This is a genomic window from Chromobacterium paludis, assembly GCF_008275125.1.
GTDB lineage: Bacteria > Pseudomonadota > Gammaproteobacteria > Burkholderiales > Chromobacteriaceae > Chromobacterium > Chromobacterium paludis.
In genome coordinates this window covers 1,380,601-1,402,499 of record NZ_CP043473.1, presented here as the reverse complement: position 1 = coordinate 1,402,499, position 21,899 = coordinate 1,380,601, and the positions used below count along the sequence as shown (strand labels likewise).

Genomic DNA, 21,899 nt, shown 5'->3' with positions numbered 1-21,899 from the left:
AGGTCAGGGTCGGTCGCGGCGTTGATGCTCGGGCAATTGCTCGCTGGTGCGACCAAAGCGCCGTTCACGCTGCCAGTACGAAGAGATGGCCTGCTCTAGCGCCGCGCGATCGAAATCGGGCCATAGCAGATCGGTGAAGTACAGCTCGGAGTAAGCCAGCTGCCACAGCAGGAAGTTGCTGATGCGCTGCTCGCCACCGGTGCGGATGAACAGATCGGGTTCCGGCGCCCACGACAGGGTCAGATGCCGGTTCAGCGCCTCCTCGGTGATTTCCGTCGCGCCTTGCTGCAACAGCTGATTGGCAGCCTGAACGATATCCCAGCGACCGCCGTAGTCGGCCGCGATGCTCAGCACCAAGCCGTCATTGGCGGCCGTTTTTTGCTCGGCCTTGGCAATGCGTTCGCGCAGCTCTTCATTAAAGCGTTCGCGCGAGCCCAGCACCTGCAGGCGGATATTATTGTTGTGCAGGCGCTCCACCTCGTTGTCCAGCGCGCGCAGAAACAGCTCCATCAGGAAGCTGACTTCTTCTTGCGGACGGCGCCAGTTCTCGGTGGAAAAGGCGAATAGCGTCAAATAGCCAACGCCCATCTCCTTGCACGCCTTGACGGTTTCCCGGACCGCGTCCAGTCCGCGCTTGTGGCCGGCCACGCGCGGCAGAAAACGCTTTTTGGCCCAGCGGCCGTTGCCATCCATGATGATGGCGACATGCCGGGGCGGCGTCTGCCGCTCCGGCACATCCTTGCAGGATGCGGAAAACAAGTGCTACCCCTTACACAGCCATCAGGTCGGCTTCTTTGGCGGCCAGCATCTTGTCGACTTCGGCAGTGTACTTGTCCGTCAGCTTCTGGATTTCGTCCTGGCCGCGGCGCTCTTCGTCCTCGGTAATGGCCTTGTCCTTCAGCAGGTTTTTGAATTCGGTATTGGAGTCGCGGCGGATGTTGCGCATGGCCACGCGCGCGCCTTCGGCCTCGCCGCGCACGACCTTGATCAGGTCCTTGCGGCGCTCCTCGGTCAGCATCGGCATCGGCACGCGGATGATCTCGCCCATGGAGGCCGGATTCAGGCCCAGGTCGGAATCGCGAATGGCCTTCTCGATCTTGGCCAACATCGGCTTTTCCCACGGCTGCACGCCGATGGTGCGCGCGTCGATCAGAGTGACGTTGGCCACTTGGTTCACCGGCACGTCGCTACCGTAATAGTCCACCATGACATGATCCAGAATGCCGGTATGGGCGCGGCCGGTCCGAACCTTGCCCAAGTCGTTCTTGAACGCTTCCAGCGATTTCTGCATTTTTTGTTCGGCCGATTTTTTGATCTCGTTAATCATGTCGCACTCCCAATCAAAACTTCAAATGACAAGGCGAAAACGGCCATTGCCGTTTTCGCCTTCAGCAATTTTCAAACTCAGCAGTGTACCAGCGTGCCTTCGTCTTCGCCAAGCACGACCCGGCGCAGCGCGCCGTTCTTGAAGATGCTGAACACCTTGATGTTCAGGTTCTGGTCGCGGCACAGCGCGAAGGCGGTGGCGTCCATCACCTTCAGATTGCGCGAGATGGCTTCGTCGAAAGTCAGGGTCTGGTAACGCACCGCGTCCGGGTTCTTCTTTGGATCATCGGTGTACACACCATCGACCTTGGTGGCCTTCAGCATGATGTCCACGTTCATTTCCATGCCGCGCAGCGCGGCGGCGGTGTCGGTGGTGAAGAAAGGGTTGCCGGTGCCGGCGGCAAAGATCACCACCTTGCCTTCTTCCAGATACTGCATGGCCTTGCCGCGCACATAGGGCTCGGCGATTTGCTGCATGGTCAGCGCGGACTGCACGCGGGCGATCAGGCCCACCTTGGTCATCGCATCCTTCAGCGCCAGCGCGTTCATCACGGTGGCCATCATGCCCATGTAATCCGCCGTGGCGCGATCCATGCCGGCAGCGGCCGGCGCGACGCCGCGGAAGATGTTGCCGCCGCCGATCACGATGCCCACTTCCACGCCCAGCTCTACCACTTCCTTGATCTGGCCGACGATCTGCTCGATCGTGGCGCGGTTGATACCGTAGCTGTCATCCCCCATCAGGGCTTCGCCGGAAAGTTTCAGCAAGATGCGTTTATAGGCAGGAGCTTGGCTCATGATGTCCTCGGTTTTGGCGGTTTATGGTATTTCAGTTTGCAAAACGGCACCCTGCAAGCAGGGTGCCGTCGATACAGCGGTAAGACCAGATTACAGCTTGGCGGCGGCAGCCACTTCAGCGGCGTAGTCCACTACCTTCTTTTCGATGCCTTCGCCCACCACGAACATGGTGAACGCCTTCACCGAGGCCTTTTGTTCGGCCAGCAGCTTTTCAACGGTTTGATCCGGATTCTTGACGAACGGTTGGCCCATCAGGGTCACTTCGGCCAGGAACTTGTTCACGCGGCCTTCCACCATCTTGGCGACGATGTCGGCCGGCTTGCCGGATTCGGCAGCCTGAGCGGTGTAGATCTTGCGCTCTTGCTCCAGCGTTTCAGCCGGAACTTGGTCCTTGGACACGCAGATCGGCTTGGAAGCGGCGATGTGCATGGCCACGTCCTTGCCCACTTGCTCGGCGCCGGCGTAGTCGACGATCACGCCGATCTTGGCACCGTGCAGGTAGGTAGCGATGGCGCCTTCGGTCTGGTAGCGAACGAAGCGACGGATGGTCATGTTCTCGCCCAGCTTGGCGATGGCGGCCTTGCGGATTTCTTCCACTTGCTGGCCATCCACTTCCACGGCGGCCAGGGCTTCCACGTCAGCCGGGTTGGCGATGGCGACGGCCTTGGCGGCAGCGGCGGCCAGCGCCAGGAAGGTCGGATCCTTGGCGACAAAGTCGGTTTCGCAGTTCACTTCCACCAGGGCGCCCACGCCGGCTTCGACGTAAGAACCGATGATGCCTTCGGCAGCCAGACGGCCAGCCATCTTGGAGGCCTTGTTGCCGGACTTGATGCGCAGGATTTCTTCAGCCTTGGCCAGGTCGCCCTCAGCTTCAACCAGAGCCTTCTTGCACTCCATCATGCCCAGGCCGGTGGCCGCGCGCAGATCCGAAACCATTTTTGCGGTGATTTCCGCCATGCTTCACTCCTAGTATTGGATTACGTAAACAATCGGGTCCAAAAAAAGGGGCTTGCGCCCCTTTTGGTCCGCTTACTCGGCTTGGGCCGTTTCAGCGGCGGCGACGATCTCTTGCAGAGAGTGCGCGCGACCTTCCAGTACCGCGTCGGCGATGCCGCGAGCGTACAGACGGATGGCGCGACTGGAGTCGTCGTTACCCGGGATCACGTAATCGATGCCATCCGGGGAGTTGTTGGTGTCAACAACGCCGATCACCGGAATGCCCAGCTTCTTGGCTTCGACGATGGTACCCTTTTGGTAGCCAGTGTCGATAACGAAGATGGCGTCCGGCAGGCCCTTCATATCCTTGATACCGCCCAGCGAGCGCTCGAGCTTTTCAACTTCGCGCTGCAGGTCCAGCAGTTCTTTCTTGTTGTAACCGGTTTCGCCGGCAGATTCCAGGATGGCGCGCTTTTCTTCAAGACGCTTGATGGACTGCTTCACGGTCTTGTAGTTGGTCAGCATGCCGCCCAGCCAGCGGTGGTCGACAAACGGCATGCCGCAACGGGCAGCTTCTTCACGTACGATCTCACGCGCTTGACGCTTGGTGCCCACGAACATCACGGTGCCCTTGTTGGCAGCCAGACGACGCACGTACTCCTGGGACTCCACGAACAGCGGCAGGGTCTTTTCCAGGTTGATGATGTGGATCTTGTTGCGGCTGCCGAAGATGTACTTGGCCATCTTCGGGTTCCAGAAGCGGGTTTGGTGGCCGAAGTGAACGCCGGCCTCAAGCATTTGACGCATGGTAACGTTGGTGGACATGCAAAAACTCCTAAAAGGGTTAAGCCTCCATCCGCGCAGACAACCCGGCAAGCGGGCACCCTTTGGCGCGAATGTGCGTAGTTTTGATTAAAATCCCAGCCGGTATGGCAAGGACGCAAGATTCTAGCACCCGAAACGCCCCAGCCTCAAGCTTTTCCGGCCGATTTTCGCTCTTCTCGACGGCGGCGCAACCGATTGCGCGTCGCCCAAGCAACAAACCATAGCGGCAACACCCCCAGGCAAAATGCGATGCCCAGCCCCGCCGCAACGGAATCCTGCCCAATCGCCAACATCAGCACCACGTACAGCCAAGCCATCAACACGATCAGCATCATGAATTAAACAATCGTTTGAATTTCGCAAAAAAACCATCAACAATAGGATGTCATCCTAAACCTGCCCGCTTCCACGCATGCAAACCGCCATCACCCGCCTGTTCGGCATAGAACGTCCGCTGCTCTGCCCCGGCATGAGCTACATCGCCACGCCGGAACTGGTCGCCGCCGTTTCCAACGCCGGCGGCCTGGGCATCCTGGCCACCGGCCCGCTATCGGTCGACGCCACCCGCGCCGCCATCCGCCGCATCCGCGAGTTGACCGACAAGCCCTTCGGCATCGGCTGCACCCTGATGATGCCCGGCGCGGCGGACAATGCCAAGGTGGCACTGGAAGAGCGGGTGCCGGTGATCAATTACTCGCTGGGCAAGGGAGACTGGATAGCCAAGGCCGCCCATGCCTATGGCGGCAAGGTGATCGCCACGGTCGTGACGGAAAAGCATGCCCGCTCAGCCGAAATGAGTGGCGCCGACGCCCTGCTGGTCACCGGCCACGAGGCGGCGGCGCATGGCGGCAGCGTCACCTCCCTGGTGCTGATCCCCGCCATTCGACGCGCCAGCTCGCTGCCCATCGTCGCCGCCGGCGGTTTTGCCGATGGCCCCGGCCTGCTGGCGGCCCTGGCCCTGGGCGCGGATGCCGTGGCCATGGGTTCGCGCCTGGCGATGACCAAGGAGAGCCCGGTGCACGACAAAACCAAGGACATGATCCGCGAACGCGGCGTGGGCGACACGCTTTACTCCAAGAATTTCGATGGCTTATGGTGCCGCATGATGGACACGCCGGCCGCGCGCCAAGCCTGCCGCAAGCCGCTGGGACTCATACCCGCGGCCTTCCGCGCCAGCCAGATGGCGCAGCGCATGGGCATGCCGGTGATGAAGGTGGCGATAGGCGGCATGATTCGCCAGCCGCAGGCCTTGCGCCAGCTGGCGCTGTTCGGCGCGGCCACCGAATCCATCCGCCTGGCCATCCAGGACGGCAACCACAACCAGGGCGTGCAGTTGATCGGCCAGGCCCAGGGCCTGATAAACGATGTGCCGACGGTAGCCGAACTGTTCGAACGTGTCATGAACGAGGCGCAAGCCTGCCGCAAACGGCTGGCCACACTATAATCCTCCGCGTACGGCAAACCGGCGGCAAACGCCGCCGGTTTCATTGCCGCGGCCCGGCTGCGCAGCCTAGGCCGACATCGACTCGCCGCGCCGCTCATGGCTAAAGCGTATCAACACCGCGATCGCCAGCGCCACGATGCCCGCCACCATGGCCATGGCCATGCCGTAATTTCCGCCATTGGCCTTGGCCATATGCGCCTGCATGGGGCTATTGACCGAGGCCAGCAGATTGCCCAACTGATAAACCAGGCCCGGGAAAGTGGCGCGCACCGCCAGCGGCGAGATCTCGTTCAGGTGCGCCGGAATCACACCCCAGGCGCCCTGCACGGAAATCTGCATCAGGAAGGCACCCATGGCCAGCAGGAGCGGCGTGGTGGAAAAGGCCCACAGCGGCAGCACCGGCAGCGCGATCAAGGCCGCCAGCGTGATGGCGTTGCGGCGGCCTATCTTCTCCGACAAGGCCCCGATGGCAAGCCCGCCCACGATGGCGCCGACGTTGAGGAAGATGCCTATCATCTGCACCGTATGCGGATCAAACTGGTGCTGCACGCGCAGGAAGGTGGGGTACATGTCCTGAGTGCCATGCGAAAAGAAATTGAAGCAGGTCATCAACACGATGGCGTAAAGCGACAAGCGCCACTGCGCAGCGACGGTCTGCAGCAAGCCAGGTTTCTCCCGATGGCGCGCCGCCTCCCAGCTGGGGCTTTCCGGCACATTGCGGCGGATGTACAGCGTCAGCAGCGCCGGCAGCAGGCTGAGCATGAACATGCCGCGCCAGCCTATGTGTTCGAACAATTGTCCAAAGGCCAGCGTCGCCAGCAGATACCCGCTGGGATAACCGGCCTGCAGCAGCCCGGAGACAAAGCCGCGCGACTCTTTGGGAATGGTTTCCATGGTCAGCGAGGACCCCACGCCCCACTCGCCGCCCATCGCCACCCCGAACAAGGTGCGCAATATCAGCAGCACCATCAGATTGGGCGCGAAAGCGGATGAGAAACCCAGCACGGAATACAGCACGATATTGGCCATCAAAACCGGCCGGCGGCCGAAACGATCGGCCAATCTGCCAAAGATCAAGGCGCCGATGGGCCGCGCCGCCAAGGTCAGCATGATGGCCCAGCTGACCGCCTCGATGTCCGAGCCAAACTCCCTCGCCACATCCTTCAGCACAAACACCATCAGGAAAAAATCGAACGCATCCAGAGTCCAGCCCAGGTAGCACGCCAACACCGTCTGCTTATGCTCTTTGGTCCACGCCATTATTGTCTCCTCCATGTCAGGCCGTTCTATGCGACCGCATTTATGATAGATGGATTTCAAGACAAGAAGACAGGCGGAAAGAAATGGCAACAATCCAGTTGCATCAAGGGGCGCGAGGGCTATCGTAATGCCCGGCGAGGAAGTCTTGCTCCATGCGGCGATACTCCGCGCTGGCGCGCAACGCCGCCAAGCCCTGATTGAAGCGGCGCAACAAGGACGCCGCGCCTGGCGCCTTGCGGCTGAGCATCAGCCGATAGTCCGTGCGCACAAAGACATGCGGCGCGGCCACGATGGCGGCCCGCTCCCCAGGCGTGAAATGCTGGCGCAGCTCGGCCAGTCCAACCGAGCGGATCAGCGGAAAGAAATCCAGCCGCCCCAGCAGTAGCTGGCGCATGCCGGTCTGGATGTCTTTGGTCACGTAGTTGCGAATATTCCCGGCGCGGATGGCCTCCTGCCAAATGCCCAGCCGCGAGCCATTGGGCGTGGCCATGGTCATGCCGTAGAAGTCTTGCACGTTATCCGCCGCCATTTTGCGGCCGGCCAGGTGGAACACCACCTCTTCATCGCTGACCACGGGGTCGCTGAACAAGGCAAACTGCAGTCGCTCCGGCGTGATGGACCACACCACGGAGCCAGCGATCTCTCCGCTCTTCACCATGGCCTCGGCCCTGGCCCAGGGATAGAAATCGTAGCGCACCCGGATGCCGACGCGGCGGAACGCTTCGCTGACAATGCGTGAAGCGTAGCCCTGATCCGGCAGATTGGCGGACAGATACGGCGCCCACTCGCCATTGGCCAGCGTGATGGTTTGAACAGGCTCAGACGCCCAGCCTGGGCGCGCCATGGCGCAAATCAGCGCCAAGCAGATCCAACGCGGCATGGCGGACATGCCCTCCCCTTATTCGCGGCATCCTTAACAGGCTAGCCCTTGATGCCGGGACTCGCCAGACTCAGGCCTCGGAGAAGGGCCGCCCCTCGCGCAAGCGCAGCAGCCGCTGGTTGTCCGAACCGCGCCAGGGCTTCACCGTGGGCAGATCCTGGCGGTAGGGGCCGTCTATCAGCACATCGACGTAATGCAACAGCTCCAGATCCGCGACGTCCTCATGGCGATAGCCAGTCCATAGCCAGATGTCCTTGCCCGGATAGCGCGCCTTGAACCGCCGGCACAGTTCCAGTACCTCGCCCCGATTGGCCGGGTGCAGCGGATCCCCGCCGGACAGGCTCAGGCCGTCATGCGTGGCGCAATGCGCCAGCAATTGCTCGCGGATTTCCTCGGTAAACGGCCGCCCTGCCTTGCGGTCCCAGGTGGACGGATTGTGGCAGCCCGAACAGGCATGCGGGCAGCCGGCGACGAACAAGGTCACCCTCACCCCCTCGCCATTGACCAGATCGCAGGTGTAGTAACGATCGTAGTTCATCGCGCTCAGTGCTCGCCGCCATAGTGCTTGACCCGGCGCATCACTTCCTTTTGCTTGCCGGCATTGAAAGGCCTGGCGTTGGGACTGCCCAGATAGCCGCACACCCGGCGCGTGACGGACAACGAGGCGCTGTCGCGGTTGCCGCACTGCGGGCAGCAAAAACCCGACGCATCGGCCGCCGCCTCGCCCATGAAGCCGCACTCGCCGCATGAGTCCACCGGCGTATTGCTGCCGAAATACGGCACGCGCTGCAGCGCATAATCCCAGATCGCCTCCAGCGCCTTCAGGTTGTGCTGCATATTGGGCAGCTCGACATAGGTGATATGGCCGCCGCTGGCCAGCTCGGCGAAGCCAGCCTCCAAGTCTATCTTCTGGAACGGATTGACCTTGCGGAACACGTCCAGATGGAAGGAGTTGGTGTAATAGCCCTTGTCCGTCACCTCCGCGATCTCGCCGAATCGCTCCCGGTCCAGCTTGCAGAAGCGGTGGCACAAGGATTCGCTGGGCGTGGAATACAGCGAGAAACCGAAGCCGGTCTCGCGCCGCCACGCCGCCGCCGCCGCCGCCATGCGCGCCACCACCTGGCGTTGAAATGCCTGCGCCTCGGCGCTATCGGCGGGATGCGCGCCAAACAGCAATACCGCCACCTCGTGCAGGCCGATATAGCCCAGGGAAATGGACGCGCGGCCGTGATCGAACAGCCGCATGATGTCCTCGTCGGGCCGCAGGCGCATGCCGAAGGCGCCTTCGGTGTAAAGAATCGGCGCCACATTGGCCTTGACCCCTCGCAGCCGCTCGATGCGCAGCATCAAGGCGCGGAAGCACAGCTGCAGCCGCCGCTCCATCAGGCGCCAGAAGACGTCCGCATCGCCTTGCGCCTCGATGGCGATGCGCGGCAGGTTCAGGCTGACCACGCCCAGGTTGTTGCGGCCATCCAGCACCTCGCGGCCGGCGGCATCGCGCCAAACCGCCAGGAAGCTGCGGCAGCCCATGGGTGAGACCGGCACCGACGAGCCAGTGGTCTGGCGGATCAACTGCGCGGAAATGATATCCGGATACATGCGCTTGGATGTGCATTCCAGCGCCAGCTGCTTGATGTCGTAATTGGGATCGCCCGGCTTCAGATTGATGCCCTCATCTATGAACATCACCAGTTTGGGAAAGACCGGCGTGATGCCCTCCTTGCCCAAGCCCTTGATGCGCACGCGCAAGATGGACTGCTGGATGATGCGCGCCTCCCAGGTCGTGCCCATGCCGAAGGAAAAGGTGACAAAAGGCTGCTGGCCATTGGAGCTGAACAGGGTATTGATCTCGTATTCGCAGGCCTGGATGCCGTCATAGCACTCCTTCTCCGTCCGCTCGCGCGCATAGCGCTCCGGATCGGCGATGCCGTACTGCCTGGCCACCTCAAGGTTCTTGCGATAGCTCTTCAGCACGTAGGGCGCCAGGGTCTGGTCGATATTGGGAATGGTGGTGCCGCCATACTGGTGGCTGGCCACTTGGGCGATGATCTGCGCGGTGACCGCGCAAGCCACGCCTATGGACTTGGGGCTTTCTATCTGCGCGTTGCCCAGGCGGAAGCCCTGCTCCAGCATGCCTTTCAAGTCCACCAGGCAGCAATTGGTGAAAGGCAGGAAGGGCGAGTAGTCCAGATCGTGGAAATGGAGGTCGCCGTCATGGTGCGCGGTCAGGATATCCTTGGGCAGGAAATTGCCGGCGAATTGCTTGGAGACGATGCCGGCCATCAGGTCGCGCATCACGGGAAAGACATTGGCGTCCTTGTTGGCGTTTTCCGTGGTCGCCTCTTGGTCGGTCTTGTGCACCAGGCCCATCAGCTTGGCGTGCAGCTCCGAGCCCTGCGCGCGCACGGTGTCGCGGTCATGGCGGTATTCGATGTAGACGCGCGCCACTTCCGGATAGCGCCGCATCAGCGCGTCCTCCACCCGCTTCTGGATGGCTGGAATGTCCAGGCGGCCGTCGCGCGCCAGCTCGCGGCATTCGCGCTCCACTTGCGCGGCGATCTCCAAGGCCAGCGCAGCCGGTTCGGCGTGCTCTGCCGCCGCGGCAGCCTTGCGGCAGGCATTGGCAATCTTGCCGATGTCGAATTCCACCATCGCGCCATCGCGTTTGCGCACCTGAAGCATTGTCTCACCCCCATATCGAGTCGCAGGAGAAGCGGAAATGGCGCAACCCTGGCTGGCCGGCCCCGCAACGGACGATATTGTGGCCAATTTCCGACGCCGTCGCCCGGCTTTTTATTCAAAATATGGGTTTAATATTTGCCCGCGATCAATATATAGTGATTTCCGCGCCAGCCGGCCCCGGGCGCACAAAGCGATACACCAAAGTCATAATTTGCCGCGCATCATCCCTGACACGACCCCATGGAGACTGCCATGCGCCACCCCCTCGCCATCTGTCTGGCGCTCTCGCTGCCCGCCGGCGCCCTCGCTAGCAACCAAGAGTCCATACAGGGCCAGGGAGGACGCATCCTGAGCTACAGCTCCACCCAGATACGGGTGGAGCCCACCGCAGAGGAAATGCAACGCTATCTGCAAGTCCGCGACAGCAAAATCCAGAACGCCTCCCCCGCCGCCGCCCTGAATGCCGCGCGCCAAGCGCTGGAGCAGATGGGCTACAAGCGGGTGGATGTCGACGCCGATTTCGGCATCATTAGGGCGGAGAAGGACGAAGTGCTGGTCAGCCAGGCCAGGCAAGTGCTGCGCGGCCTGCTGAAATTGAAATTCCCGCTGCCGGGCAAGCCAGACCACCAGACCACGGAACTGACGCTGGCCCTGCGCGCCTCCCCCCAGCCCAGGCAGCTGCAACTGCGCGCGCATATCCGCCAGACCATCTGGGACAGCAATGGCAACTCCCGCACCCTGCTATGCAGCGACCAGGCGAGCTATCGCCAGTTTTTCGACACGCTGCAGCAGGCGCTGGCAAACCCGGCCCAGCGCTGCGCGCCCGGCGCGCAAAGCGGCTGCCCGTAAGCAAAAAAAAACACGCCGCGAAACCAGGTTCGCGGCGTGCGGTCCTTTGAGCGGCCATATAGGGCCGGCATCGACTACCGGGCTTAGTTCACCGGGCAGCTGTTGTTGGCGCGGTAATCCACCACCTTGATCTTGCCGGCGATGATGTCCTTGCGCGCGGCGACGATCTTCTTTTCCATTTCCGGCGTGATCAGCGCGCGGTTGTACTTGTCCAGCGCCCAGTCCACGCCGTTTTCCTTCAGGCCCATCAGCTTGACGCTGGGCTTCCAGGTGCCGTTCTTGGCATCGCGCATGGTTTCGTACACGGCGTTGTCCACGCGCTTGACCATGGAGGTCAGCACGGTGCCCGGCTGCATGTAGTTCTGGTTGCTGTCCACGCCGATGTAGTACTTGCCGGCGCTCTTGGCGGCCTGCAGCACGCCCACATTGGACAGGGCCGCGGCGGCGAAGATCACGTCCGCGCCGCGGTCGAACTGGCTCTTGGCCAGCTCATTGCCGCGCGACGGGTCGTTGAAGGCGGTCGGGGTGGTGCCCAGCATGTTTTGCAACACGACGGCCTTCGGGTTCACATAGCGGGCGCCTTGCGCGTAGCCGCAGCCGAAGGCGCGGATCAGCGGCACGTCCATGCCGCCCAGGTAGCCCACCTTGCCGGTCTTGGACTTCATGGCGGCGGCCATGCCCACCAGGAAGGAGCCTTCTTGCTCCTTGAAGGCGATGCTCTGCACATTGCTGCCCTTGGCGACGGAATCCACCAGCGTGAACTTGGTATTCGGGAATTCCTTGGCCACGGTTTCGATGGCCTGGCTGTATGCGAAGCCCACGGCTACTACCAGGTCGGCGCCTTTGCGCGCCATATTGCGCAGCACTTGCTCTTTTTGCGCGTCGTTGGTGGGCTGACCTTCGCGGTAATCAATCTTGAACTCTTTCTTGAAGCGTTCCGCGCCGGTGTAGGCGGCTTCATTGAAGCTCTTGTCGAACTTGCCGGCCTGGTCGTATACCACGGCAACGGAGAAGTCCTTGGCCAGCGCCGGGCCGGCCAGCAGAACTGCGGCTACAGCGCAGCCTGCGGTCTTGATCGCAAACGTCATTTTCATCAACTTTTCTAGTAGTAGTTTTGAGATGGAGCCGGATCGAACCCATCCATCCGGCGCTTCAACGAGGAACGCGTCGCGCGGAAAGCTCCCCAGGAGCATGGCGCGACGGGACTGGACGCGGAGCTTGCAGACCGCCTGCTGGCGGCGCATACAACTCGCCAATTGAAGCGGCGAGATTCTACCCAGCGCCACCCCTCGTGTAAACAAATATAGATAAAACTGTCGGAAAATTTTAAAACTGCCCGAATCCGCCCGGCAAAGCCGCGTTGCGGCACAGCGCGGCATCCTGCGCGCCCTTCTCCAGCGCCAACTCGATCAGCGCCGTGATCAAGTCGCGGTAAGACAGGCCGGCCGCCTGCCACAGCTTGGGATACATGCTGATATTGGTGAAGCCGGGCAAGGTGTTCAGCTCGTTGATCACCACCTCGCCGTCCGGCGTCAGGAACACGTCCACGCGCGCCATGCCGCTACACTCCAGCGCCTGAAAAGCCTGAATGGCGATGGCGCGGATGCGCTGGCAGGCTTCATCCGGGATATCCGCCGGCACCGCCACGCGCGCGCCGGCCTCGTTCAGATACTTGGTGTCGTAAGCGTAGAACTCGTCGGCAAGCACGATCTCGCCGCAGCCGCTGGCCTGCGGATGCTCATTGCCCAGCACCGCGCACTCTATCTCGCGGCCGACCACCGCCTGCTCCACCAGCGCCTTGTGGTCGAAACGGAAGGCTTCGTCCAAAGCCGCGCGCAAGTCTTCCGCGCGCTTGACCTTGCTCACGCCCACGGAAGAGCCCTGATTGGCCGGCTTGACGAACAGCGGCAGGCCCAGCTGGGCCACGATGGCGGCCAGATCCGCCTGCGCCGCCTTGGCCCGCGTCAGCGTGACGCCGGGTGCCACCTTCAGGCCGGCGTCGCGCAGCAGGCGCTTGGCCACATCCTTGTCCATGCACACGGCGGAACCCAGCACGCCGGCGCCGACAAAGGGAATGTTGGCCATTTTCAGCAGGCCCTGCAGCGAGCCATCCTCGCCCAAGGTGCCGTGCACGATGGGAAACACCACGTCCACCTGCTGCAGCGGGCTGGCGTTGGCGGCATCCACCAGCTGTCGTTCTTTCTCGCCCGGCACCAGGGCCAGGCCCTCGCCGGTTTCGCGCAGGGCGATGCGAGCGGGGTCGTCGGCATGCAACAGGAAGCTGGATGGCTGGCCGACATGCCATTGCCCCCGCTTGTCCACGCCTATCAGCAGGGCCTCGAATTTATCTTTATCCAAGGCCTCCAGGATATTCCTGGCGGACTGCAGGGACACTTCGTGCTCGGACGATTGGCCGCCGAAAATCAAACCCACCCGTATCTTGCCCATGGCCGCTTCCAACATAAGAAATCAAGTGGCGGCATGATAACGTAATTTCATGCCGCCCGCGGCTGGCTAGGCTTCGCTCGGCTCGTCCTCGGCGTCGTCGCCGCTTTCCAGCCGCAGCTGCGAAGCCAACTGCTTGCTATTGCGTATGCCCAGCTTGCGCAGCTTCTCCGCGCGGTTCACCAGATTGCCGCTGCCGCTGGACAGCTGCTTCATCGCGTCGGTGAAGGTATCGCGGCTGACATCCAGCTGCTTGCCCAGCTTTTCCATGTTCGACACGAAGCCGACGAACTTGTCGTACATCGCCCCGCCCTGGCGGGCGATCTCCTGCGCGTTCTGGTTCTGGTACTCATAGCGCCAGATGCTGGCGACGGTGCGCAGCGTGGCCAGCAGCGTGCTGGGGCCCACGATCATGATGCGGCGCTCGAAGGCCTCGTTGAACAGGCTCATATCGTGCTGCACCGCCAGCAGATAAGCCGGCTCAACGGGAATGAACATGAACACGAAGTCCAGCGTGTGCAACTTGTACAAGTCCTGGTAGCGCTTCTCCGACAGCGTGCGGATATGGGCGCGGATGGCGGCGATGTGGCCTTTCAGCTCCGCCTCGCGCGCGGCGTCGTCCTCGGCCGCGGTATAGCGGACATAGGCGTTCAAGGAAACCTTGGAGTCCACCACCAGCTGCTTGCCTTCCGGCAGGTCTATCACCACGTCCGGCTGGTAGCGCTTGATGCCGTCCTCGGTTTCCACCACGTCGGATACCTGCACCCGGTATTCGCGATCCTTGCTCAGGCCGGAGGTTTCCAGCACCTTTTCCAGCACCATCTCGCCCCAAGTGCCCTGCGCCTTGCTGCTGGCGCCGGTCAGGGCGTTGGTCAGCGCCACCGCGTCGTCGCCCAGACGGGTGTTCAGCTCTTGCAGCCGCTTCAGCTCCGTCTCCAGCGTCAGCCGCTCCTTGCTGTCCTTGTCGTAAGTGTCCTGCACCAGCTTGCCGAAGTTCTGGATGCGCTCATGCAGCGGATTGAGCAGCGCGCCCAGGTTTTGCTGGTTCTGTTCGGTGAAGCGCTTGGATTTTTCTTCCAGGATGTCGCCGGCCAATGCCTTGAACTGGTCGGACAGCGTCTGCCGCGCCTCCATCAGCAGGGCCAGCTTTTCCTGGTTTTGCTGCCGCTCCTGCTGCAGCGTGGTGGCCAGCTCCTGTTCGCGCGCGGTCAAACGGACAATGTCCTGCCCTTGCTGCAGGCTGCGCGCTTCCAGCGCTTCCAGCACCCGCCCCTGCTCCTCGCGCGCCGCCAGCTGCGCGGCCAATTCCCGCAATTCGCGCTGCGCGGCGGCCAAGGCCTGCTCCCTGTCCTGCAGCTGCTTTTCCAGCTCCGGCACGCGCTGAGCGCGGGCCACGTAAGCGCCCAGCTGGGTCTGGCTGTCCGCCAGCTGCTGGCCCTGCGCCTGCTGCGCGCGCACCGCCTCCTGCTCGCGCGAGCGCGCTTCGTCCAGTTGCTCGCGCAATCCCTGGCACTGCGCGTCCAGTTGCGCCGCTTGCTGGCTCCATTGCGCCAGTTCCCGCGCCGCCCGGCCGCGCGCGGCGAACCAGGCCGCGCCGCCGCCTAGCAAACCGACCAACAGGCCGATGATCAACATTTCCATTCTGTGTTCCCTATCGATGCCAGGCGTAGGGCGGATGCCCACGGGGCGATCCGCCATTCATCGCTTGCCTTAGACCGGCGAAACACCCGGCTTTGCCGGGTTTCCGCCCTACTTTACGCCGCCGCCCAATGTTGCAGATAAACCTGCAGCTCCTTGCGCCCCTGCCATTCGTTGGCGATCAGCTGATACACCGCCTGGATGCGGTCCGGCAGCCAATCCGCATGGTTGAACAGCATGGCGTCGAATTCGCAGCCCTCGCGCGCCAGGCGCAGCTTCAGGTGCTTATCGCCCACCAGTTTCTGGTTCACCACCAGGAACTGGTCGTTGAAGTAAGGCACCGGAAAGCCCTGGCCCCACACCTCCGCCGCCAGCGTTTCCGCCAATTGCAAGTTCAGCTCGCGCGCGGACAGGCTGCCGTCGGTTTCTATGGTGCGGGTCAGCTGCTTTTCGTCCAGCAGTTCGCGCGCCACGGCCTCGAAGGCCTGCTGGAACTCGCCGAAACGGCTTTCATCCAGGCTCAGTCCGGCCGCCATGGCGTGGCCGCCGAATTTCAGGATCAGGCCCGGATGGCGCTTGTAGACCAGGTCCAGCGCATCGCGCAGATGGAAGCCCGGTATGGAACGGCCGGAGCCCTTGATCTCGCCCTCGTCGCCGGGCGCGAACACGATGGACGGCCGGTGGAAACGCTCCTTCAAACGGGAAGCCACAATCCCCACCACGCCCTGGTGCCAGTCGTCGCGGTACAGGCTCAGCGTGTAGCGATTGTCGGCGTCGATGCCGGACAGCGCGGCCAGCGCCTCCTCCTGCATGCCGGCTTCGATACCGCGCCGCTCGCGGTTGAGCTTGTCCAGCTCCTGCGCCAGCCGCGTGGCTTGCTCCTCGTTGCTGGACAGCAGGCAGGCGATGCCCAGGCTCATGTCGTCCAACCGGCCGGCGGCGTTGAGGCGCGGCCCCAAGGTAAAGCCCAGGTCGAAGGTATTGGCCTTGTAGCTGGCGCGGCCGGCCACGCGGAACAGCGCGGCGATGCCGGGGGCCATGCGGCCGGCGCGCATGCGCTTGAGGCCGTTTTCCACCAGGGTGCGGTTGTTGCGGTCCAGCCGCACCACGTCCGCCACCGTGCCCAGCGCCACCAGGTCCAGCAATTCGCCCAGATTCGGTTCCGGCTTGTCCGCAAACGCGCCGCGCGCGCGCATTTCGGCGCGCAGCGCCATCAGCACGTAGAACATCACGCCCACGCCGGCCAGGTTTTTGGACGGGAAAGCGCAACCGGGCTGGTTGGGATTGACGATCAGCGCGTCCGGCAGCGTGTCGCCGGGCAGGTGGTGGTCGGTCACCAGCACTTCGATGCCGCGCGCCTTGGCCGCCTCCACGCCGGCCACGCTGGCGATGCCGTTGTCCACGGTCACGATGATGTCCGGCCGCTTGCGCGCCGCCAGCTCCACGATTTCCGGCGTCAGGCCGTAACCGTACTCAAAACGGTTGGGCACGATGTAGCCGATGGTCGCGCCCAGCGCGGACAGGCCCTTCACCGCCACCGCGCAGGCGGTGGCGCCGTCGGCGTCGTAATCCGCCACCACCAGCAGGCGCTGGCCGGCGGCGATGGCGTCGGCCAGGCGGCGCGCCATGGCGTCAATATTCTTCAGGCTCTGGTACGGCAACAGACCCTTCAGGCCGTAGTCCAGCTCCTGGCTGTCGAAAATGCCGCGGGCGGCGTACAGCCGCGCCTGCAGCGGGGTCAGGCCCTGGTTCAGCAGCTTTTGCTGCAGATCGGCGGGCACTTCGCGGGTAAGGATTTGCGACATGGTCTCTCAGTACAGCGCCGCCGGCGGCAGCGCGCGTTTCCAGAATTTCCACAGGTCCGCCGGCTTGACGGTCAGTACGAAGCCGGCCGGACCGGGAGCGATCAGCGTCAGCTGCGCCAGCCTGCCGCGGCGCAGAGCCAATAGCAGCGGCGCGAACCAGTCGCGCTCCATGCGCTCCAGCCCCTCGCGCCAGCCCCAGGCGTCGCGGTACTGCGCGGCGGCTTGCAGCGCGTCCGCCAGCAGCACGCTGTCCGCCTCGTCGTCCAGCCCGTCAAAGGCGAACGGCGCGTCGTCCACGGCCATGCCGGATTGCGCGGCCAGCCAGCGGAGCGCTTCGTCGTCCGCCAGCAGACGCGGCGCCGGCGCGCGCCAGTCGCCCGGCTCGCCCTCGCCCCACAGCCATACGCTGTTGATGGCCAGCTCGCCGCGCATTTCGCGCGCGTCGTTGACGGGCTGGGTGTATAGCAGCATCTGCAGCTCGTTCAGCATGCGGCTCCAGGCCAGGCCGGCCTCGCCCTGCGGCAGATGCTGGTTGATATCCTCGCCCACCACGTCCCACAGCGGCGAGAAGCTGGCGCGCAGCGGCGGTTTCGCCTGCAGCAGCCAGCGGCCCGGCTGGACCGCGTGAAAAGCCAGCCCATCCTCGCCGAAGTGGCGGTTCAACGCCTGCGTCAGCGCCTCCGCCTCGTCTTGCGCCACCTGCATCACGCCGACATCGGCCAGCAGCGCGCGGTCGCGGTCTATGCGCAAGTGGACGGGATCGGCCAACAGCCACTCGCCCGAATCGGCATCCAGGCCGGCCGCGCGCGCGGCCAGCCGCGCCAGGCCCTGCGGCGGCGCGCCCCACAGCTTGGCCAGGCAGGCGGCGAAGCGCCACTCGCGCTTTTGCAGCGCGCCCTTGCCCAGCAATTGCCGGAAGGCGGGCAGATCAAGCCCCTTGCAGACCTCGGCGCCATCATGCGCATCCAGCCAGCTCAGGCCCGGCATCAACACGGTTAATTTCATTTTCTTGCCAAATGATTGAAAGCAAAGGCCATTTTGACCGATGGGAATTTGGCGGAGGCGACAATCTGCGGCAAACTGACGACTTTTGCCGGAACTATCGCCCGCGCGCCTCGCCAAACAGGCTTTTGGCGCGCGCCGACGGCGACGCCGGAACCCGTCAATATCTTGCATCAGGCAGGCCTTGCCTGCCCGGAAAAGTGATGGATTATCGCAAACTGCTACACATCCCGCAAAAATGCGCCGACCGGCTGCTCAATCATCACCTGAGCTGGCTGGGCGTGGCCGCCTGCCTGCCGCTGCTGGGCACCGCCACCGCCTTCGCCGTGGCCAACGGCGCCAAAGAGACCGAACCGGCGGCCATCCAGCAACAACAGGTGGTGGAGCGGCTGGCCCTGCCTGAATTCCGCTTCGCCGACAGCCAAACCCGCTACTGGCGCGATGAGTCCGTCCAGCGCGGCGACACCATCGCCCGCGTGCTGAGCCGCGTGGGCGTGCGCGGCGACGAAGTGCGCGCGCTGCTCTACGGCGACAACCCGCAGGCCAAGAGCCTGGTCAAGCTGAAAGTGGGCGCCACGCTGTCCATGCAAACCAATGACGCCGGCGAGTTGTTCGGCCTGCGCTTCCTGCAGGACGACGACAACGGCGAGCAGATTCTCGTCGCGCTGGAAAAGCGCGACGGCAAATGGCAGGCCAGCAATGACCCGGTGGCGGCGGAAAGCGTGGAGACCGTGCGTTCCATCAACGTCAAGCGCAGCGCCGTATCCGAACTGGCGGCGGCCAACGTGCCCTCCGACATCCGCAGCCAGCTGGCCGAAGTTTTCGCCGATCAGTTCGACCTCGCCAGCCTGCGCGCCGGCGACCGCATCAACCTGGTGTACGAAACCATGGTCTACGCCGGCTCGCCCATCGCCAGCGGCAACCTGCTGGCGGTGTCCATCGAACGGCAAGGCAAGCTGTACCAGGCCTTTTACTTTGCCCATGACAGCGAAAGCGGCGCCTTCTATGACGCCGCCGGCAAGCCGGTGAAGAAGGGCTTCAGCCGCCAACCCGTGTCCGGCGCCCGCATCAGCTCCGGCTTCGGCCTGCGCAAACACCCCATCCTGCACACCCTGCGCATGCACACCGGCATAGACTACGCCGCCAGCGCCGGCACGCCCATCGTGGCGCCGGCCGACGGCGAAGTGGTCAAAGCCACGCGCGAAAACGGCTACGGCAATGTGGTGATGATCCGGCACAACGCCAAGCTGGCCACGCTGTACGCCCATATGCGCGGTTTTGCCAAGGGCATGAAGCCCGGCATCAAGGTCAAGGCGGGCCAGGTGATAGGCTATGTCGGCAGTACCGGCCGCTCCACCGGCGCGCACCTGCATTTTGAGGTTAGAATCAACGATCAGCCGGTAAACCCGGCCACCAACGCCCTGCCCACGCCGGGATTGAGCCGGACCCAGCTGGCCGAGTTCGGCGCCAAGCGCGTCCAGCTCAGCGCCAAGCTGAACCTGCTGCAAAACATCCCGGTCAATGTTGCCCAGATCGATTGATGAACGACCTATATATTGGAATGATGTCCGGCACCAGCCTGGACGGCGTGGACGCCGTGCTGGCGCGCTTCGACTCCGCCGGCCGCCCCACCCTGCTGGCGGACCACGCCCTGCCCTATCCTGCCGCCATCAAGGCGGAGGTGCTCGCCTTGCAGGCCCGCGGCCATGACGAGTTGCACCGCGCCGAGACCCTGGCCAACCGCCTGGCCGCGCTCTACGCCCAGGCCGCGCTTGGGCTGCTGGAACAGTCCGGCCATCGCCCCCAGGATATCCGCGCCATCGCCTGCCATGGCCAGACCATCCGCCATGCGCCGCACGATGGCTACACCATACAGCTGGGCAATATGGCGCGGCTGGCGGAACTGGCCGGCATCGACGTGATCGCGGACTTTCGCCGCCGCGACGTGGCCGCCGGCGGCCATGGCGCGCCGCTGGTTCCCGCTTTTCAGCAAGGCGCGTTCTCCAGCCCGGACGAAAACCGCGTCATCCTGAACATAGGCGGCATCAGCAATCTCGCCCGGCTGCACGCCGGGCAAGACGCCATCGGCTTCGACTGCGGCCCCGGCAATATGCTGATGGACGCCTGGTGCCTGCGGCACACCGGCCAAGCCTATGACGACGACGGCCGCTGGGCCGCCTCCGGCCGCATCCACGCCCCCCTGTTGGCCGCCATGCTGGCGGAACCGTATCTGAGCCAGACCCCGCCCAAAAGCACCGGCCGCGACCTGTTCGACGACGCTTGGCTGGAGGCCCGCCTATCCGCCCTGCCCGCGCCGCCGGCCGCCGCCGACGTGCAGGCCACCCTGCTCGCCTTCAGCGCGCGCTGCGCCGCGGACGCCATCGCCCAGCACTGCCCCGGCAACGAGGCCGTCTATGTCTGCGGCGGCGGCGCCCGCAACCGCGCGCTGCTGGCGGCCATCGGCAGCCTGCTGCCCGGCCAGCGCGTCGCGCCGATCGAAGAACTGGGCATGCCGGCGCAGCTGATCGAGGCCGTCGCCTTCGCCTGGCTGGGCTGGCGCTTCAACCAGCGCGCGCCGGGCAACCTGCCGGCCGTCACCGGCGCGCAGGGACCGCGCATCCTGGGCGCGCTGTACCCACGCTGAAATCGCAAGGCAGCATACAAAAACGTTGAAAGAAACTGGCTGCTGGCTATCATAGGCGCATCATCCTACTGACTAGTCCTTTCATGCCGCTGCCGCCACGCTTGCGCCGCCTTTCCGCCCTGCTCCCGCCCCTCTGCCTGAGCTTGGCTTTGGCATGCCTGCCGCGGGCAGCCGGGGCGGCCGAACTGCGCTGCGCCCCCAGCGGCAAACTCTACGACTACCGCTGGGCTTTGCTGCAACTGGCGTTGGACCATACGCGCAAGCCGGGCGGCGACGACACGATCAAGCAATTGGACACCGCGCACATCACCCAGGCCAGGCTGCTGGCGATGATGAAGGCTGGCGCCATCGACGTGATGGCGCTGGGCCCCAGCGTAGAGCGGCTGGCGGCGCTGCAACCGGTCAAGATAGACATCCTGCGCGGCTTGCTGGGCTACCGCGTTCTGCTGATACGCAAAAGCGACCAGCCGCGTTTCCAGCGCCTGAGCCCGGCAGAACTCAAGCGCAGCGTCCGTTTTGGCTTCAATAGCCAGTGGGCGGACCTTGCCATCCTGGAGGCCAACGGCCTGCAGCTGGTGACCTCGCCCAGCTACGAGGGGCTGTTCGCTATGCTGAGCGATCAGCGCTTCGACGCCTTTCCGCGCGGCATCAACGAATACGCCAAGGAGTTGGCGGTCTACGGACCGCGCTACCCGGACCTCGCCGCGGACAACAGCCATGCTCTGTTCATGCGTTTCCCGGTGTATTTCTGGGTGCGCAAGGGCAATGATGCGCTGGCCCAGCGCATCGAAACGGGGCTGATCCTGGCCCTGCGCGACGGCTCCTTCAAAAAGCTGTTCGTGCAATACCACCAGCCGGAAATCGCGCTGCTGAAACAAGAGACGCGCACCGTGCTCTACCTGCGCAACCCCATGTTCCCCGACCCGCTGCCGGACAGCGAATACCGCTGGTGGCTGCCGCCCTCCATCAAGATGCAGCCCCTGCCCTGAGCCCCGCCTCAATCTGACGGTAAACTTTCCATCCCATTATCGTAGCAAGCGCGCAACAGTGCGTTTACACAACATATAGTGGACCCCAGCCGCCGCCATGCCATGTGCTTGGGAGACCGCGGCTTTCCAAGGCTTGCGCCGCCCGCCCATTCATTGCCGTTTTTTTGCAGAAAAATTTCCACGGCGCGCAAAGCCAATAACGGCGCGGATTTCCGGTTTTCTGCGCAAAGTCAAGACTTGAACTGTGTCACCCTCAACACTAGAATTTGGGCAGTCCTAGCGGCGCAGACGGTATATATTGTGTTTACCCACAGCCCGCACACAGCTTTTCAACAGAATTGTCCACAAGCCGACCTGCCGCCAAGAATGCAGCGCG

Annotated in this window: 20 protein-coding genes; 5 read left to right on the top strand and 15 right to left on the bottom strand. The window is 63.7% G+C overall.

Features of this window, described 5'->3' with window-relative positions:
* Positions 1-3: 3 nt before the first annotated feature.
* From FYK34_RS06360 to FYK34_RS06335, 6 genes are all read right to left on the bottom strand, one after another.
* Positions 4-759, bottom strand: coding sequence for an isoprenyl transferase (locus tag FYK34_RS06360; RefSeq protein WP_149295582.1), 756 nt, complete (start codon positions 757-759; stop codon positions 4-6).
* A 10-nt stretch (positions 760-769) separates the two neighbouring features.
* A complete protein-coding gene (gene frr / locus FYK34_RS06355) occupies positions 770-1,327 on the bottom strand; it encodes a ribosome recycling factor (protein WP_103902865.1) in 558 nt (185 codons plus the stop codon).
* Positions 1,328-1,404: 77 nt separating this feature from the next.
* A complete protein-coding gene (pyrH, locus tag FYK34_RS06350) occupies positions 1,405-2,124 on the bottom strand; it encodes a UMP kinase (RefSeq protein WP_149295581.1) in 720 nt (239 codons plus the stop codon).
* Positions 2,125-2,214: 90 nt separating this feature from the next.
* On the bottom strand, positions 2,215-3,081 hold the full coding sequence (gene tsf, locus FYK34_RS06345) for a translation elongation factor Ts (protein WP_149295580.1): 867 nt from the start codon (positions 3,079-3,081) through the stop codon (positions 2,215-2,217).
* A 72-nt stretch (positions 3,082-3,153) separates the two neighbouring features.
* Positions 3,154-3,885, bottom strand: coding sequence for a 30S ribosomal protein S2 (gene rpsB, locus FYK34_RS06340; RefSeq protein WP_043624984.1), 732 nt, complete (start codon positions 3,883-3,885; stop codon positions 3,154-3,156).
* A 146-nt stretch (positions 3,886-4,031) separates the two neighbouring features.
* On the bottom strand, positions 4,032-4,220 hold the full coding sequence (locus tag FYK34_RS06335) for a hypothetical protein (protein WP_196782632.1): 189 nt from the start codon (positions 4,218-4,220) through the stop codon (positions 4,032-4,034).
* 77 nt (positions 4,221-4,297) lie between these two features.
* On the opposite strand from FYK34_RS06335, the gene FYK34_RS06330 reads away from it, so the two are divergent.
* The gene (locus tag FYK34_RS06330) at positions 4,298-5,329 is read left to right on the top strand and encodes an NAD(P)H-dependent flavin oxidoreductase (RefSeq protein ID WP_149295579.1); all 1,032 of its coding nucleotides are present in this window, start codon (positions 4,298-4,300) and stop codon (positions 5,327-5,329) included.
* 66 nt (positions 5,330-5,395) lie between these two features.
* Here FYK34_RS06330 and FYK34_RS06325 read toward each other — a convergent pair whose 3' ends face one another.
* From FYK34_RS06325 to nrdD, 4 genes are all read right to left on the bottom strand, one after another.
* Entirely contained in the window at positions 5,396-6,589 is a 1,194-nt protein-coding gene (locus FYK34_RS06325; RefSeq protein WP_149295578.1) for an MFS transporter, read from the bottom strand.
* A gap of 103 nt (positions 6,590-6,692) precedes the next feature.
* Entirely contained in the window at positions 6,693-7,478 is a 786-nt protein-coding gene (locus FYK34_RS06320) for a substrate-binding periplasmic protein (protein WP_149295577.1), read from the bottom strand.
* Positions 7,479-7,539: 61 nt separating this feature from the next.
* Positions 7,540-8,007: an anaerobic ribonucleoside-triphosphate reductase activating protein gene (gene nrdG, locus FYK34_RS06315; RefSeq protein WP_149295576.1), complete on the bottom strand. Its 468-nt coding sequence runs from the start codon at positions 8,005-8,007 to the stop codon at positions 7,540-7,542.
* 5 nt (positions 8,008-8,012) lie between these two features.
* Positions 8,013-10,151: an anaerobic ribonucleoside-triphosphate reductase gene (gene nrdD, locus FYK34_RS06310; protein ID WP_149295575.1), complete on the bottom strand. Its 2,139-nt coding sequence runs from the start codon at positions 10,149-10,151 to the stop codon at positions 8,013-8,015.
* Between the two features lie 252 nt (positions 10,152-10,403).
* Between nrdD and FYK34_RS06305 the strand changes: the two genes are divergently transcribed.
* A complete protein-coding gene (locus FYK34_RS06305) occupies positions 10,404-11,000 on the top strand; it encodes a hypothetical protein (RefSeq protein WP_149295574.1) in 597 nt (198 codons plus the stop codon).
* A gap of 83 nt (positions 11,001-11,083) precedes the next feature.
* On the opposite strand, the gene FYK34_RS06300 is transcribed toward FYK34_RS06305, so the two are convergent.
* The 5 genes from FYK34_RS06300 to FYK34_RS06280 all read right to left on the bottom strand — a co-directional run bounded on the left by FYK34_RS06300 (position 11,084) and on the right by FYK34_RS06280 (position 17,893).
* Positions 11,084-12,094 (bottom strand): BMP family lipoprotein, encoded by a 1,011-nt coding sequence (locus FYK34_RS06300; RefSeq protein ID WP_149295573.1) that lies wholly within the window; start codon positions 12,092-12,094, stop codon positions 11,084-11,086.
* A gap of 232 nt (positions 12,095-12,326) precedes the next feature.
* Complete coding sequence (gene ddlA / locus FYK34_RS06295) at positions 12,327-13,448, bottom strand: D-alanine--D-alanine ligase (RefSeq protein WP_149295572.1); 1,122 nt, start codon at positions 13,446-13,448, stop codon at positions 12,327-12,329.
* A 66-nt stretch (positions 13,449-13,514) separates the two neighbouring features.
* Positions 13,515-15,086, bottom strand: a complete 1,572-nt coding sequence (gene rmuC / locus FYK34_RS06290) for a DNA recombination protein RmuC (protein WP_149295571.1) — start codon at positions 15,084-15,086, stop codon at positions 13,515-13,517.
* A 113-nt stretch (positions 15,087-15,199) separates the two neighbouring features.
* On the bottom strand, positions 15,200-16,888 hold the full coding sequence (gene recJ, locus FYK34_RS06285; protein WP_149295570.1) for a single-stranded-DNA-specific exonuclease RecJ: 1,689 nt from the start codon (positions 16,886-16,888) through the stop codon (positions 15,200-15,202).
* A gap of 6 nt (positions 16,889-16,894) precedes the next feature.
* Positions 16,895-17,893 carry a hypothetical protein gene (locus tag FYK34_RS06280; RefSeq protein ID WP_149295569.1) on the bottom strand — a complete coding sequence of 333 codons (999 nt, stop codon included), beginning with the start codon at positions 17,891-17,893 and terminating at the stop codon, positions 16,895-16,897.
* A 200-nt stretch (positions 17,894-18,093) separates the two neighbouring features.
* Here FYK34_RS06280 and FYK34_RS06275 point away from each other — a divergent pair, with 200 nt between their 5' ends.
* From FYK34_RS06275 to FYK34_RS06265, 3 genes are all read left to right on the top strand, one after another.
* On the top strand, positions 18,094-19,431 hold the full coding sequence (locus tag FYK34_RS06275) for a peptidoglycan DD-metalloendopeptidase family protein (protein WP_149295568.1): 1,338 nt from the start codon (positions 18,094-18,096) through the stop codon (positions 19,429-19,431).
* On the top strand, positions 19,431-20,534 hold the full coding sequence (locus FYK34_RS06270; RefSeq protein ID WP_149295567.1) for an anhydro-N-acetylmuramic acid kinase: 1,104 nt from the start codon (positions 19,431-19,433) through the stop codon (positions 20,532-20,534). Before FYK34_RS06275 ends, FYK34_RS06270 begins: the two co-directional genes overlap by 1 nt.
* Before the next feature lie 149 nt (positions 20,535-20,683).
* Positions 20,684-21,523: a substrate-binding periplasmic protein gene (locus tag FYK34_RS06265; RefSeq protein ID WP_196782630.1), complete on the top strand. Its 840-nt coding sequence runs from the start codon at positions 20,684-20,686 to the stop codon at positions 21,521-21,523.
* The last annotated feature ends 376 nt before the right edge of the window (positions 21,524-21,899 follow it).